We start from the raw sequence: 15,175 nt of genomic DNA, 5'->3' as shown, positions 1-15,175 counted from the left end.
AATGGCGACCTGGTTTTCCCGGTTCGCCATTTTATATTGTAGTAACGCAAATGAACTTCGCCATGAATATATTGAACTGGAAAAAAGTACGGAAAATTTCCAATTCGCTATGAAAAAGTTATTTTCGCTATTAAATTGAGATTTTCGCTATAAAATTAAGATTTTCGCTATAATAAATTTTTTTTAACACTCATCTAAGGATTATCAGCCTAAATACAGCCTCTTTGCAGCAAATCGTGCTTATTATCTTTGTTTTTCCTGATTCTTAATTTAAAATGAATGCAAACACTTCCTGAGGAGTACGCTTATGTTCGAATTACTCATTACGATGCTGGAACGGCTTGGCATCATTGTGACGATTGCTTTCATTTTAACGAGGTTCCGCTTCTTCCGGGGGTTGATTTACCATGATTCCCTGAATCGGCGACAGCAATATTTCGCAATTGTATTCTTTGGTTTTTTCGGGATCATCGGTACATATTCCGGCATGAGCTTCTCAACTGATTCACTCCAGTTCGATCCCTGGACTGCGACCTGGCATCGGATGAAGCGATTGCCAATTCCCGTGTCATCGGGATTGTGATTGCCGGTATGCTTGGCGGCTATAAGGTCGGCATTGGCGCGGGGCTTATTGCGGGTCTGCATCGTTTCACGCTCGGCGGCTTCACCGCTCTTGCCTGTGGACTTGCGGCAATCGTGGCCGGAATCATCGCTGGCCGCTTTCAGAAGAAGAAAAATAATGTCAATCTGAGGACAGCATTCCTTGTTGGGGCAATCGCCGAAACGGTACAGATGCTGATCATCCTTTTGATTGCCAAGCCTTATGAACAGGCGCAAACACTTGTCGAAATTATCGGTGTTCCAATGATTATCGCAAATGGACTTGGGTCTGCTTTATTTTTGATGGTGATCAAGAATGTTGTTTCCGAAGAAGAAAAGACTGGTGCGATGCTTGCGCAAAAAACACTGCGGATTGCCGATCAGACGCTCGCATACTTGCGCAAGGGCATCAATCCCGATTCAGCACGGTCGGTCTGCGAGATTCTGCATAAGGAAGTTCAGACTAGTGCGGTCGCAATCACAAACCAATCAGAAATTCTGGCACATGTCGGCCTTGGTGATGACCATCATCGCTCAACAAGTCCTATCCAGACGCAGATTACGAAAGATGTTCTGAAAAGCGGCAAGCTTGTCGTTGCCAATGATGAAACGATTCACTGCCGCGAGGATAGCTGCCCTCTTGGCGCTGCGGTGATTGCCCCCTTGAAACTGCGTGAAGAAACGATTGGCACACTGAAGTTTTATTTTAAATCGGAAAAGGAAATCACCAATGTCGTCATTGAGCTGATCTCCGGCCTCAGCAACCTGCTCAGCAACCAGCTTGAAATCGCAGAAGCTGAAAAGGCCTATCAGCTTGCCAAGGAAGCGGAGGTTAAAGCACTGCAGGCACAAATCAGCCCTCATTTCCTTTTCAATACAATGAATGTTATCACTTCTCTAATAAGGATTGATCCTGCAAAAGCCAGGAAGCTGCTTGTCTCTCTCTCGCATTTCCTGCGTCAGAACCTGACCGCGACAACCGTATCTATGACAACGCTTGAGCAGGAATTGGCCCATGTCAAAGCCTATCTATCTATTGAAGAGGCACGATTTGTGGAAAAACTGAAGGTTACCTATGATATTGAGGTGGACGCTTTGCCTGTAAAAATCCCGCCGCTGACTCTGCAGCCAATTGTAGAGAACGCCGTAAAACATGGGATCAAGAATATGGATCATGACTGCCAGATTCATATAGAGATTCATAAAGCCGATAAAAGCACTAATGTTACGGTGAGAGATAACGGGCAGGGAATGAGCAAAGAACGGAGCCAACAGTTAGGTAAACAGATAATTGATTCTGAAACAGGCAGCGGAATCGCACTTTTCAATGTGAACAGAAGACTTACGATGAATTTTGGGGAAGATTCCTCACTGAGGATTGATAGCGAGCCTGGAAGAGGCACAGAGATTTCCTTTTCGATTCCACAAGCGGAGGAATTATAGATGGACAAGATGATACGTACTCTAATCGTTGATGATGAATTATACAGCAGGGATGAGCTGAAGCACTTATTGCAATCCTTCCCTTCCATCCAGTTGTCGGAGAAGCTGAATCAGGTGAAGCTGCGGTCATGAAAGCCTTGCAGCTCCATCCGGATGTTGTCTTCCTTGATGTTGAAATGCCGAAAATGAATGGCATGGAAGCCGCGAAAGCGCTGATGGAGTTAAAAAAAACACCGCTGATTGTGTTCGCAACAGCCTATCCACAATTTGCTGCCGAAGCTTTCAGATATGAGGCAGTTGATTACTTGTTGAAACCCTATGACGAGAATCAGCTGAGGGAGACGGTGCTCCGGATTGAAAAGCATTTCCTCCAGCCTGCTGAACTCGAATCAGGCAAGCAAACTGGCAAGCTTGCCGTTGAAGGGGACGGAGAAATCTTTTACCTGGACCCAAAGGATATCCTGTACATATCGAGAGAAGAAAAATATTCAAAAATTGTCACGATAGCAAGGGAATACGAAACAAGAATTCCTTTGAAGGATCTTGAAACGAGGCTGACGGCATACTCTTTCTTCCGTATTCATAAAAGCTATATTGTGAATCTCGATTATATTACCCGCCTTACCCCATGGTTCAACGGGGCCTATCAACTGGAAATCGAAGGCCGGAATGAAATGCTGTCAGTCAGCCGGAATTATGTAAAAGCACTGAGGTCCAAGCTGGAATTATGAATTTTTACAAAGCATCTTAATGATGCTTTTTTGCATTTAAATCGACATTTTTTGCGCTTCAGGCTCATTTTCCTGCATCTTGTTCACAAAACAGCCATAATTCATCCTTCTCTATTATACTTAATGAAAACGCATACATTATTCTTTGAGGAGGTTTCATATGTATACCTTTCTAGCTGGTATCGCACTTTTAATTATTGGTTATTTTACGTATGGCAAATTTGTAGAAAAGGTTTTCGGTGTTAACGAGGGTCGTTCCACTCCGGCTTATACACATAAGGATGACGTTGACTATGTGCCAATGTCCACAGCAAAAAACTCTTTGATCCAGCTTCTTAATATCGCTGGTGTCGGACCTATTTTCGGGCCGATCATGGGAGCTCTTTATGGACCGGTTGCTTTCATTTGGATCGTTCTTGGCGCTATTTTCGCTGGTGCTGTCCATGACTACTTAACAGGGATGATTTCAATCCGTAACCGAGGCGCACACCTTCCTGAACTTGCGGGAAAATTCCTCGGCAAATTCATGAAGCATGTGGTTAATGCATTCGCAATTCTTCTTTTGCTATTAGTTGGAACCGTTTTCGTAACAGCTCCAGCTGGCTTGCTTCACAATCTGATGGACGGAAAAGTAACAATGGGCCTTATTATCGGGGCAATCTTTATTTACTACATTTTAGCGACGCTGCTTCCTGTTGATAAAATCATTGGCCGCTTCTACCCAATCTTCGGCGCATTGCTGTTGATCAGTGCAATCGGAGTAGGCGCGATGCTTGTCATTACTGGTGCACCGATTCCTGAATTATCATTAACGAATTTCCACCCAGGCGGCGCAGCGATTTTCCCGCTGTTGTTCTTAACAATTTCTTGCGGCGCGCTGTCAGGTTTCCATGCAACACAAACACCGATCATTTCTCGTACAACGCAAAATGAAAAGCAAGGACGCAAGATTTTCTACGGCATGATGATTGCTGAAGGTATCATCGCAATGATCTGGGCTGCTGCGGCAATGAGCCTGTTCGACGGCTACAACGGCTTGAACGACATGCTTGCGAACGGCGGACCAGCCGCAATCGTAAGTGAAGCTTCAACAGCGATGCTTGGCGCAATTGGCGGAACTCTTGCAGTACTTGGTGTAATCGTACTTCCAATCACTTCTGGTGATACTGCATTCCGAAGCGCACGTATGATTATTGCTGATTACATCAACTATTCACAGAAGAAATTCACTAGCCGTCTTTGGATCGCGCTGCCATTATTCGTTATCTCTTTCGCTTTGACAAAAATTGATTTCACGCTTCTCTGGAGATACTTCTCATGGGCTAACCAATCAACAGCGGTTATCGCACTTTGGTTGGTGCAATGTACCTGTTCATCGCCAAGAAGAACTACTGGATCGCCGTGATTCCTGGCATGTTCATGACAGCAGCTACGACTTCGTATATCCTTAATGCCCCAATCGGGTTTGGGCAGTCGCTGACTGTATCCAATATCGGAGCGTTAATTGTAACAGTTGCCATCACGGTTATTTTCTTCAACGCTGCTAAAAAAGCACGGACTAAAAACATCCCGCTTGAGGAAGATATCTCCAACTATAACAAGGTGGCGTAACGATGAGCGGATGCTGCAGTCCGAATTACCGCAAATCGGTCAATGAGAAGGAAGCACAAGTTAATGACAAAGGGAAAGAGCAGCTTCCCCTTCTCGCAAAAATCATCATTGTTCTCATTTCTGCAGGAGGGCTGCTGGCAGCCTTTCTCGTATAATAATAAGCAAGGATCGTGCACGCTTGATTCCAGGCGTGCACTTTTACATAGTCAAGGAGGTTGATGAAAATGAAAATACTGATTGTGGGCGCAGGAGCAATTGGCGGTTACTTCGGCGGCCGCCTGTTGGAAAAAGGAGAAGATGTCACGTTTTTGGTCCGCGAGAAGCGCCAGCAGCAGCTCCGTGAGAATGGATTGGTGGTGGAAAGCATTCATGGAGATATGCATTTTCCGGAGCCTAAGACAATTTTGACAGGAGAAAATGTAGAACCATATGACGCAGTTCTTGTTTCCACAAAGTCCTATCATCTGGATGGCGCGATTGAGAGCATCCAGCCTTATGTTGGAGACGAGACGATGGTCCTGCCATTATTGAACGGAATTTCGCATCTTGATATATTGACAGAAGCATTCGGGGCTGAAAAGGTAATTGGAGGCTTATGCTTTATCGAGACAACCCTGGCTCTGGATGAAAAAATCGTTCAAACCAGCCCCATCCATGATTTAATCTTCGGTGAACGAAATGGCGAAAAAACTGAACGAATTTTACAGCTGGAAGAAGCATTTATCGGAACGAAAGCAAGCTTCACCCTTTCTGAAAAAATCGAGCAAGAGATGTGGCACAAGTACTTATTCATCACTTCAATGAGCGGCATCACCTCCTTGTTCTGTTCGCCAATCGGCCCTATTCGCGAACAGGAGCATGGCTGGAAAACAATCGAACGCCTGGTGCATGAAGCAGCGGCAATCATGGAGAAAATTGGCGCGCCGCTGGCATCAGGAGCTGCGGCGAATACCTTGGCGAGGATAAAGGAAATTGGCCATGGAATGAAATCCTCCCTCCAGCGCGATATGGAAAAGTCACTGCTGACAGAAGGGGACCACCTATTTGGCTACTTGCTGGAGAATGCGGAGCAGTCGGGTTTGACGGCGCCGATTCTATCTGCCATTTATGGTAATGTAAAAATCTATGAAAGTGGACTTGCTGCTGGAAAAAATCTGCGATAATTTCCAGTTTGCGAATAAAAGAGTGTTTTTTGCGAATAAATTTGTTTATTTGCGAATAAACTATTAGTTTTCGCGAAAAACTTTATTTATTTGCGAATAAAATGTCAATAACTCTATTTAATTGTGAATAAAATGTCAATAACTCTATTTAATTGTGAATAAATCCTGGTTTTTTGCGATTAAAATGCTATTTTTGTGAATAACTCCTTTATTCTAGTCAAAAAAAATGCCTGAGCCATTATGTGTCCTTGCAAAACACATAAACTCAGGCATTTTTTAATAGATTTTCGCTTCTTCCTGCCCTTTCATCACTCTAAAAGCACCTGCAGCCAGGGCTTCCACTTCTGCTTCACCAGGCAGGACGAAAACTTTACCCAGAAAACTGATTTTCTCCTGAATCAAACCTACAATCAGTTCTGAATGGGCTATTCCCCCGGTAAGGATGATTCCGTCAATCTTCCCTCCCAGTACCGTGGCCATCGCGCCAATCTCTTTTCCTATTTGATGTACCATTGCATTCAAAATATTAGCAGCTTCCGGGTTCCCCTTCAGTACGAGCTGCTCGACTTCTATGACATTCTTAGTGCCAAGATAAGAATAAATCCCACCCTGCTTTGTCATTCGCTGAAGCAATTCTTTTTCCGTATATTTTCCTGAAAAACAAAGCTGGACAAGCTGTTTTGCAGGAAGCCCGCCTGCCCTCTCAGGAGCGAACGGCCCCTCATTTTCGGCATTATTGACATCAACGATCCTGCCATTCCTCAGTGCTGCAACCGAAATGCCTCCCCCGAGATGTGCAACAACAAAGCTTGAATCAACCAAGTCCTTCCCAATTTCGACTGCAATCTCACGAGAAACTGCCTTGATATTGAGAGCGTGGACATGGCTTTTCCTTTCGATATCAGCGAGGCCGGATATCCTGGCTTCCGGTATCAGTTCATCCACACAGACAGGGTCAACGATATAGGCAGGTATTTGGTGAGTTCCAGCAATTTCCGCTGCAATAATGGATCCCAGGTTCGATGCATGATTTCCATATTTTCCTGAACTTGCATCATCTAGCAGATGGGCATCAACAATATACGTCCCACTATCCATTGGCTTTAGCATTCCACCACGGCCGACGACCGCGTCAAGCTCTATAGAATTGAAACTCTTCAATCTTAAAGCATCCATTATTGACTCTAATCTGTACGGCAGCTGATCGGCTAGGTCCGGAAGCTTCATGATTTCAGCATCAGCATGACGAATCGTTTCTTCAAAAAGTAATTTTTCATCTTCGTAAACTGCTAGCTTGGTAGAAGTGGACCCTGGATTTATCGCTAAGATTTTCATTTTACCTCTCCTATCTGTCAGACGCTGACTGTCGTATTGGATGCCGCAACGACGGCCAGTGCGATCGAAGCCAATTTTGCCTCTGCTGTATCTGACCTGGAGTTTAAGACAAGCGGTACCTTCGCACCAAGACGATTCCCGCCATCGTTCCCTTCGCAAAATACGTGATCGCTTTGCCAAGGAAGTTTCCTGCCTCAATTGTAGGGACAATCAGTAAATCCGCCGCTCCCTCCAGCTCGCTATCCAATCCTTTATGCACAAGAGATTCTCTGCTGATGGCTAGGTCCAGCGGAAGCGGTCCTTCTATTAATATAGGCTGACTATATTCATTTTTAATCAGCATGGCCAGATGGTCAGCTTCCACGGTCACCGGCATCTTCTCGCTGACTCGTTCATTCGCTGCTAAAATCGCTACGCGCGGACGGTCCACTCCAATTCCGTCCAGGAACTGTACCGCATTCAGGATGATTTTCTTCTTCTGCTGAAAATTCGGTGCTATATTAATACCGCCATCACTCATACTAATAAGCTGATCTGCACCCGGGATGTCGAACACGGAGATATGGCTGATAACAGAGCCAGTTTTTAAGTTAAGATCCTTATGGAGAACCCCTTTTAAAAATGGAGTGCTATTCACAAATCCTTTCATGATTGCCTGCACTTGAGCATCGCTTGCCAGTTTGGCAGCTATAAATGCATTTTCATTTTCAGTATAGGCCGGATAAACAGGATATTCCTCAACAGAAAAGTCGAGTTCCCTTGCCATCTCAAAGATTTTTCGCGGGTCGCCGACAAGGTACGGCTCAATGATTCCAAGTTCTACTGCCCCTTTCACAGCTTGAAGCACATCCAAATCATGTGCTGCCGCGACGCTCATTTTTACAGGCGGTCTTGTTCTCGCAACATCAATGACATCTTTAAAGCTTTTATAGCGCATGCTTCTCACTTCCTGTTGCTTACCCTGTATACTTGCTCTGGATTTTGCCAATTTTTTCAATCTTCTCTTCTACTAATATATTTGCGGCTTTATACGTTGGTATATCATGAGTTTTGGAGATTTTGTAGATTTTTTCGAGAATATCATAGATTATGCTCGCATTCTTGAACGCCCGGTCTCTGCTGTACTCATGAAGTTCATCTGCCACCTGGATCAAACCGCCAGCATTGGCACATAGTCCGGAGCATATAGGATGCCTTTCTGATGCAGCATGTCACCGTGGCGTTCTTCTGCCAGTACATTATTCGCTGCTCCGGCAACTGCGAGACACTGGAGTTTTGGGATTGTGATGTCATTGATAACTGCGCCCAATGCATTCGGTGAAAATATGTCGCATTCTACGCTGTAAATATCAAGTGGTTCAACTGTTTCGATATCCGGGTATTGCTCCTTAACTTCTATAACGTTCTCTTCAAAAATATCGGTGACAATCAGCTTTACTCCCTCTTCATGAAGGTGGCCAACGAGAAAGCGGCCGACTTTTCCAAGGCCCTGGACCGCAATTTTCCGGTCCTTAAGTGAGTCTGTTCCAAAAATTTCTTTTGCCGTGGCCTTGATTGCTTTCCATACACCGAACGCTGTGATGACAGCCGAATTGCCGCTGCCGCCATATTCTTCAGGCAAGCCAACGAGATACGAAGTTTGCTTTGAGGCAGAAACGAAATCCATGCCAATCGTACCGACATCCGTTCCAGTAAAAAAGCGCCCCTTTAACGTCTCAATAAAAGAACCGAAAGCCTGAAACAGTTCATCTGTTTTTTCTGACTTGGGATCGCCGATGATGACTGCCTTCCCGCCTCCATATGTCACACCTGAAACGCCGCATTTATAGGTCATTCCTTTTGACAGGCGCAGAACATCCCGCAGCGCATCTTCAGTCGATTCATAATCCCACATCCGGCATCCCCCCAGAGCCGGACCGAGCGTCGTATCATGGATGGCGACAATCGACTTCAATCCAGTTGCCTTGTCATAGTTGAAGATCACCTGTTCATGCCCCTGGCTTTTCATTTCTTCAAAAATATCCAGCACCATTTTCTGTTCTTCCGTTAGCAACACAAACATCCCCTCCCGTAATCGGACCTGGCAAAGCTGCTTCAGTGTAGGTAGTTTCCAGATCGATAAATAAATGTAAGCCCTTACATATTTTCATTATAAAGACTTTGACTGCTGCTTACGGTGATATATCTTACACTTCTATAGCGAATCAACTGGAAAAAATCAAGGATAATTTCCAGTTCGCGAATAAAGTTGTGAACTCCGCAAATAAATTCAATTTTTCGCCAATAAAATGAAATTTTCGCCAATAAAATTCTCAGCTACGGAAATCCCACTTAAAATGCACAAAAAAAGAATCAAAGCAGCTTTGGTCCTTTTTACAGCAAATATTCTATTGAACGCCCGGAAACCAACCTGTATTACGCTCGAAATACACATTTATTTTCGAAACCAAAATGAGCCATAAAATAAAGACACCCTGCTACAGCAAAGTGCCTTCGTTATTTTTGATAAGCAATTCTTCCATTGCTTCCACTGATAGAGGTCTGCTGAAATGATAGCCTTGGCCAACCACACAGCCGTTTTTAAGCAAAAATTCAACCTGCTCCTGTTCCTCAACGCCTTCAGCAATGACATCGAATTGCAGATTGTGTCCCATGTCAATGATCGTCTTGACCATCGCTCCCTGATTGGAATGATGGATGATATCATCAACAAATGATTTGTCGATTTTAATTTTATCAATCGGAAAATGCTTCAGCAGGCTTAACGATGAATATCCGGTACCAAAGTCGTCAATCGCAAGCGTGATGCCAAGCTCCTTCAGTTGATCAAGAATCAATGCTGTCTTCTCGCTGTTCTGCATGACACTCTCTGTAATCTCAAAATCCAGATACTTCGGTGCCAGCTGAGTATCGAACAGTACCTGTTTTACACTATCAATAAAGCGGTCTTCCTGCAGCTGGCGAACAGAAATGTTCACCGACATCGGAATCGGACTGTAGCCTTTTTCCTGCCATACTTTGTTTTGAGCCGATGCCTTTTTCAGCACCCATTTACCAAGAGGAACGATCAATCCGGTTTCCTCGGCCATAGGGATGAATTCAGCTGGTGAGATGATGCCTTTCTCCGGATGCACCCATCGTACAAGTGCCTCTACCCCGATGATTTTCCAGGTTTCCAGATTCACCTGTGGCTGATAATGAAGCATAAGCTGGTTTTGCTCCAATGCTTTCCTTAGGCCATTCTCCAGTTCCATTTTTCGGGAGGAGAGTCCGTGCAGCTTGTCGGTATAAAACTGGTAATTGTTCTTCCCCCGGTCTTTTGCGAGGTACATCGCGGTATCCGCATGCTTGATCAGTGTTTCCTCATCCTGGCCATCCGCTGGTGCCATGCTGATTCCAATGCTAGGTGTCACGAAGAACTCCTGACCTTCGATGGTAATCCCCTCATTAAATTCATTAAGGATTCTTTCTGCGACTTCAATGATTTGTTCCTTCCCGAAATCCTTAAGTACAATGATGAATTCATCACCACCCTGTCGTGAAACAAGCCCCTGCTCTCTGACAGCATTTTTCAGCCTTGTGGCAACAACCTTTAACAATAGGTCACCAACACGGTGGCCTTTCGTATCATTGATAATCTTGAAACGGTCGAGATCAAGGAAGAGTACTGCGAGCTTCCCGCTGCCATTTGATAGCGCAGCATTCAGGTGCTTCCTGACCATATTCCGATTAGGCAGCCCGGTAAGAACATCATAATAGGCCATATATTTAATCGTTTTTTCCGCCTTCTTGCGCTGCGTCAGATCACGGCCAACAATTTGTTCAGCCATTCTTCCTTCATATAAAATCGGCATCGCGGACATTTCGACATCAATTTTTTGTCCGTCTATCTGTGTTGCTTTAAATTCGAACCACAATTTTTCCTCAAAATCCTCATCTATTGCCAATTCGCGATTTTTTATATGGGCAAGTACATCAGGGGGGATAAGCATGGATATCGGCTGTCCGACTAATTCCTCTGGACTTTTCGCCTTGAACAGCTTGCAGCCGGCTTCATTGATGTAATCCAGCTTTCCTCTGCTGTATACAGCAATCAAATCAGGGGACATTTCCACTAGACTGCGATAGCGTCCTTCACTTTCCTGCCGATCGGTTATATCGAAAAGGACACTGGTAAAATCAACGAAATTTCCGGATTCATCAATGACCGGAATGCCTCTATCCTGGATCCAGCGCACCTCTCCGTCGGGACGAATGATTCGATACACGCTGGTGACTGCTTCTCCTCTTGAAAGCCCATCTTCCCTGTCAGCTAAAATGTGCAGATCCTCAGGTGGATGACTTTTTTCCAGAGGGTGTTGTCATGATAAAACTCTTCAGACGAATGTCCGTATAATTTTTCGATGCCAGATGTAATCAGCAATGTATCCGTCTTCAGATCATGTGACCAGATCGCGACATCCAGTGTGTCAAAAATGCTTTTTAATCTCTTTTTATGTCCTTCTAAATCCTCTGCTGCATTTTTCACCGCTTTGAATACCCGGAAGACCAATGCGATAAAAACAATGGTGACAGCTAGATCAATCAGATAGCCAACACCTTCACTTATGGGAAAATAAAACGAAGTCAGCCAATCGATCAGCTCCGCAAACAGAAGAAAAAATATGATAGATAATCCGGTGTATCTTTGTATCTTTCCGTCACTGTCCATTCAAACATTTCCCCCTGTGCCAGGCTGCATGGTTATCATCAGAAAAGCGCAAGCGCCTTGGTCAGCCCCGACTAGCGCTGCCCGCCTTAAAGCGCCACGTCCTGTGGCTGGCGGGTCTAGCACGTCCTGTGCCTCGGAGGGCCTGACTGTGAAGTCGTTCTTTGACTTCATTGGCAGGACCGAAATCGAAATGTATAGCCGACTGTCCAGAAACGCAGAAACTGGAGACTCCGACAAAGAAGCGCTTTTTGCTTCTGACGGCGGAGTTGAAGTTTCGGAGTTTCTAGGATGCGAAACTAGACAAGCGACTCGAGGGGCTAGGCGCTGGAGCTGGATTAAGAAAACCTGGATAGTTATCCACATTGAAAATATTTTATAATTTCCTATTAAATTAAAAATCCAAATATTCCTTTATTAACATAACAAACATACTAGGTTTCGCACAACGGAATTATTCCATATGGCCTATAAAACTGATGAATATTGTCTACTTTCAGCGAGGTAAACAAAGTAACACCTCAAAGGGCAATTCCCAGCACCGTTGATAATTCACGCTTTTTCTCATTCAAATAGATTTGGTCGATGTCCTTCAACTCATTTGAATCGAACTTTTCCATGCTGTAGATATACAGCTCCCAGATGCTTTTCTTCAAGGAATCATCTGCTGTTCTTCCGATTAAAAGAAAAGCGTCGAGATCGATATAAATCACGGCCAATGCCAGCAAGAATGCCAGTACACTATAAATAACCGGCTTCAGCCACATACTTTCCCTTATTCGTAAAACAACCTTTTTCTACAAACATAACAGCCCCTTAAGTTACCAGCTCTTTCCTTACTTATTTAGACCATTTAGGGCGTGTTTAATCATTTCTTTTCTTTTAGCTCTATTAAACCTCTTCACAACATCCATTTTCATCAGGTGAGCCATAAGCGAAGACCTCTCGCTCATCTGCGCTGCAAGGCAAAGCTTGAAAATAAATCTTCAGTGGAATATTCTTAAATGTATACTTCATATTTAAGGATGGGATTAACCTGCGTATCAATAAATTCATCAGCGAAACTGGTAAAACTTCAAGGCGGGGCGCGGACCGGCTCATTGAAGAAGGACGCGTTTCCATCAATGGGAAGGTTGCGAAAATTGGCAGCCAGGTTGAGCCTGGAGATATCGTTCGCCTGAATGGCGAAGAAATCAGGATGGCGCAAAACTATGTTTATATTGCTTTGAATAAACCAGTCGGGATTACCAGCACAACAGAAAGGCATGTGAAGGGCAACATCATCGACCTTGTCAATCACCCGCTAAGGATTTTCAACATCGGACGGCTTGATAAGGATTCCGAAGGCTTAATTCTTCTTACAAATGACGGAGACATCGTCAATGAAATTCTCCGTGCTGAAAACAAGCATGAAAAGGAATATATTGTCTCTGTGGACAAGCCCATCACTCCAGAGTTCGTCAAGGCAATGTCTGAAGGTGTGAAAATACTGGGAACGAAAACATTGCCCGCAAAGGTCGTCCAACTATCAAAATACGAGTTCAATATCATCCTTACACAAGGATTGAACAGGCAGATCCGCCGGATGTGTGAAACCCTTGGATACCAGGTCGTCAGGCTGCAGCGCATCAGAATCATGAACATTCACCTTGGGAACCTTCCAATTGGTCAATGGCGTGACCTGACAAAGAAAGAAAAAAGGCAGCTTTTCAGCGACTTGAATTATGAACCTAAGGAATGGTAAAAGGATGAGCAGCGGCTCATCCTCTTTTCTTTTATAACCATTGCTTTCAGTCAGATCTTTGCACCCGTAATATAGACTTCTTTTAAGAGGAATCTGAACCAATCAGCTTTACAACTCATTATGACAATAGTTGCTTCCCTAATTACACTGGCATGGAATAATGAAGTATGGTGTAATAATCACATAACGATTACTGAATGGAGTTTTTTATGAACAAAAATAATACTGAGAATCCATTAAGCGAAAAAGAGCTTACCACAATTTTGCTCGCTGCAAATGAAATCATTATGTATGCCGGGAAAGGCCTGCTTGGCAAGATTCTCGCAGGTTCACAAGACAAGAGGATTTATACAGCTGACCTCCATCATTCCCCTATGTACGGTGCATTTGCGGACATGAAACAAAAGGAAGTCATGGAGAAGGTTGAATGGGTGATTGATAATGGCTACCTGACAAAAGATGAAAAACTCTCCCTTCTAATGTATACAGACAAAGGCTGGGACTTTGTTAAAGATGAACTGGCAGAGAGTATTTATACTGAATTCGCTCTGGCTGCTGAGTTTGGAAGATATGAGTATGTGAATTTCATCCTTGGCCAGCATCCAGAATTAAAAATGGATTTACTTGATCTCATTGAAGAGCGAGACAGCAAGGAACTGATCGACATCCTGATTGAATGGCTGGAGCTGGAGAATTTCAAACCTATTCCAGAAAGGATCCGCGAAGTCATACAGAGACTGGATAAAGGAAATTCCCGCAGCCAACAGAACAGTGATGAAACAGGCTCTTTTGAGGCAAATAAAAAATGGCTTATGATTCCTGTGGACGTCCGCCAGATGCTCGTCCGGAATGTTTTTTGCGGACATTGCAGAGACACCGTGCAAATTGAGAAATATGTCATCAAGGGTTTCCGCGACAGTGTTGTGCTCGAAGGAAAATGCAAAAACTGTGGCAATGACGTAGTTCGAGTTATTGATTAATGCGAATGCGATGTACTGTTTCTAAAGAAAATCGAACTTAAAACACACGGCGGAACCTTCTCCTCCGTGTGTTTTTTTCATTTGGATATATTCCTGAATCCAGGCTGTTTATTCCTTAAACCAGGCTCGTTATTCCTAGACTATTGGATATATTCCTAAATAAAATCAACAGTATATTCCTGTTTAATGTTTATCTTTATTTTCCTTTCTTACCTCATGCCTGCTGATATATATCCACATCGAGATATAAGTCAGGAAAAGCAATACGAGAAACACAGGTGCTGACAATACATTCTGTATCAACAAATTAAGCCACCTCTTTTACTTTAGGCTGTCCAGCGGGAACGGAAAAAATAAATAGAAAATAACCGCTAGCGGGATAGATATAATCCATGCAATCACTGGTTTGCGATAATGTATCCACAGAACCACAAACAAAATCAAATTCAGCCAGATGTTGTGCCAGCTGTTCCAGCCATTGTCATATACATACATCCCTCTATGCGCGAATAAAGCCTCAATAATTGTGTAAAAGGCTACCCATATGCCGACATAAATCAACTGGTTCCTCCTTGTTGACGGAAACCGCTGAAGATAGATTATCAAACCAACCGGACAAATGAAAAAAGTGAAGGCGATATTGATGATCGAGTGGTTCAGCCATTCAGCTGTTATGCCGCGAAATGCCCATAAAGTGTGATTATAGTAAAGAGTGTTGTAAAGCAGGTTGACCACCATAAAAAATAAAATAGTTGAGTATTGCTTTTTCCATTGTGACCAATCAACAAATTTATAAGCGAAAAAAATCCAGACTGCTATGACCAATAATAGATACATGCTTATCTCTCCCCGAAAATACT

General features: G+C 43.8%; 11 protein-coding genes and 4 pseudogenes. 8 read left to right on the top strand and 7 right to left on the bottom strand.

Annotated elements, in window-relative coordinates; translation table 11 throughout:
• The first annotated feature begins 307 nt into the window (after nt 1–307).
• The 5 genes and pseudogenes from JCM21738_RS02110 to JCM21738_RS02095 all read left to right on the top strand — a co-directional run bounded on the left by JCM21738_RS02110 (nt 308) and on the right by JCM21738_RS02095 (nt 5,548).
• Nucleotides 308–2,075, top strand: a pseudogene (locus JCM21738_RS02110) (LytS/YhcK type 5TM receptor domain-containing protein).
• Nucleotides 2,044–2,774: pseudogene (locus tag JCM21738_RS02105) on the top strand (LytR/AlgR family response regulator transcription factor). Before JCM21738_RS02110 ends, JCM21738_RS02105 begins: the two co-directional pseudogenes overlap by 32 nt.
• 160 nt (nt 2,775–2,934) lie before the next feature.
• Nucleotides 2,935–4,385, top strand: a pseudogene (locus JCM21738_RS02100) (carbon starvation CstA family protein).
• 2 nt (nt 4,386–4,387) lie between these two features.
• A complete protein-coding gene (locus JCM21738_RS24675) occupies nt 4,388–4,540 on the top strand; it encodes a hypothetical protein (protein WP_023625646.1) in 153 nt (50 codons plus the stop codon).
• Between the two features lie 69 nt (nt 4,541–4,609).
• Nucleotides 4,610–5,548, top strand: coding sequence for a ketopantoate reductase family protein (locus tag JCM21738_RS02095; RefSeq protein WP_023625647.1), 939 nt, complete (start codon nt 4,610–4,612; stop codon nt 5,546–5,548).
• A 276-nt stretch (nt 5,549–5,824) separates the two neighbouring features.
• Here JCM21738_RS02095 and buk read toward each other — a convergent pair whose 3' ends face one another.
• From buk to JCM21738_RS25060, 5 genes and pseudogenes are all read right to left on the bottom strand, one after another.
• On the bottom strand, nt 5,825–6,883 hold the full coding sequence (gene buk / locus JCM21738_RS02090; protein WP_023625648.1) for a butyrate kinase: 1,059 nt from the start codon (nt 6,881–6,883) through the stop codon (nt 5,825–5,827).
• A gap of 103 nt (nt 6,884–6,986) precedes the next feature.
• On the bottom strand, nt 6,987–7,820 hold the full coding sequence (locus JCM21738_RS02085) for a phosphate acyltransferase (protein ID WP_052019538.1): 834 nt from the start codon (nt 7,818–7,820) through the stop codon (nt 6,987–6,989).
• A 19-nt stretch (nt 7,821–7,839) separates the two neighbouring features.
• Nucleotides 7,840–8,909, bottom strand: a pseudogene (locus JCM21738_RS02080) (Glu/Leu/Phe/Val family dehydrogenase).
• A 451-nt stretch (nt 8,910–9,360) separates the two neighbouring features.
• On the bottom strand, nt 9,361–11,202 hold the full coding sequence (locus JCM21738_RS02075) for a putative bifunctional diguanylate cyclase/phosphodiesterase (RefSeq protein ID WP_243462853.1): 1,842 nt from the start codon (nt 11,200–11,202) through the stop codon (nt 9,361–9,363).
• Nucleotides 11,196–11,594, bottom strand: coding sequence for a PAS domain-containing protein (locus JCM21738_RS25060; protein WP_035208793.1), 399 nt, complete (start codon nt 11,592–11,594; stop codon nt 11,196–11,198). Before JCM21738_RS25060 ends, JCM21738_RS02075 begins: the two co-directional genes overlap by 7 nt.
• Before the next feature lie 148 nt (nt 11,595–11,742).
• Between JCM21738_RS25060 and JCM21738_RS02065 the strand changes: the two genes are divergently transcribed.
• On the top strand, nt 11,743–11,973 hold the full coding sequence (locus JCM21738_RS02065; RefSeq protein WP_023625652.1) for a hypothetical protein: 231 nt from the start codon (nt 11,743–11,745) through the stop codon (nt 11,971–11,973).
• 139 nt (nt 11,974–12,112) lie between these two features.
• Here the strand turns inward: JCM21738_RS02065 and JCM21738_RS02060 are convergent, their stop codons facing one another.
• The gene (locus JCM21738_RS02060) at nt 12,113–12,358 is read right to left on the bottom strand and encodes a hypothetical protein (protein ID WP_023625653.1); all 246 of its coding nucleotides are present in this window, start codon (nt 12,356–12,358) and stop codon (nt 12,113–12,115) included.
• 263 nt (nt 12,359–12,621) lie between these two features.
• On the opposite strand from JCM21738_RS02060, the gene rluF reads away from it, so the two are divergent.
• Entirely contained in the window at nt 12,622–13,335 is a 714-nt protein-coding gene (gene rluF, locus JCM21738_RS02055; RefSeq protein WP_232215904.1) for a 23S rRNA pseudouridine(2604) synthase RluF, read from the top strand.
• 209 nt (nt 13,336–13,544) lie between these two features.
• Nucleotides 13,545–14,315, top strand: a complete 771-nt coding sequence (locus tag JCM21738_RS02050) for an RQC-minor-1 family DNA-binding protein (RefSeq protein WP_023625656.1) — start codon at nt 13,545–13,547, stop codon at nt 14,313–14,315.
• A 321-nt stretch (nt 14,316–14,636) separates the two neighbouring features.
• Here JCM21738_RS02050 and JCM21738_RS02045 read toward each other — a convergent pair whose 3' ends face one another.
• Complete coding sequence (locus tag JCM21738_RS02045; RefSeq protein WP_023625658.1) at nt 14,637–15,152, bottom strand: CBO0543 family protein; 516 nt, start codon at nt 15,150–15,152, stop codon at nt 14,637–14,639.
• Nucleotides 15,153–15,175: the final 23 nt, after the last annotated feature.

The sequence above is a fragment of the Mesobacillus boroniphilus JCM 21738 genome, assembly GCF_000517385.1.
Classification (GTDB): domain Bacteria; phylum Bacillota; class Bacilli; order Bacillales; family Cytobacillaceae; genus Mesobacillus; species Mesobacillus boroniphilus.
Note: the sequence above shows the minus strand (reverse complement) of the source record. Positions and strands in the feature narration are given on the sequence as shown.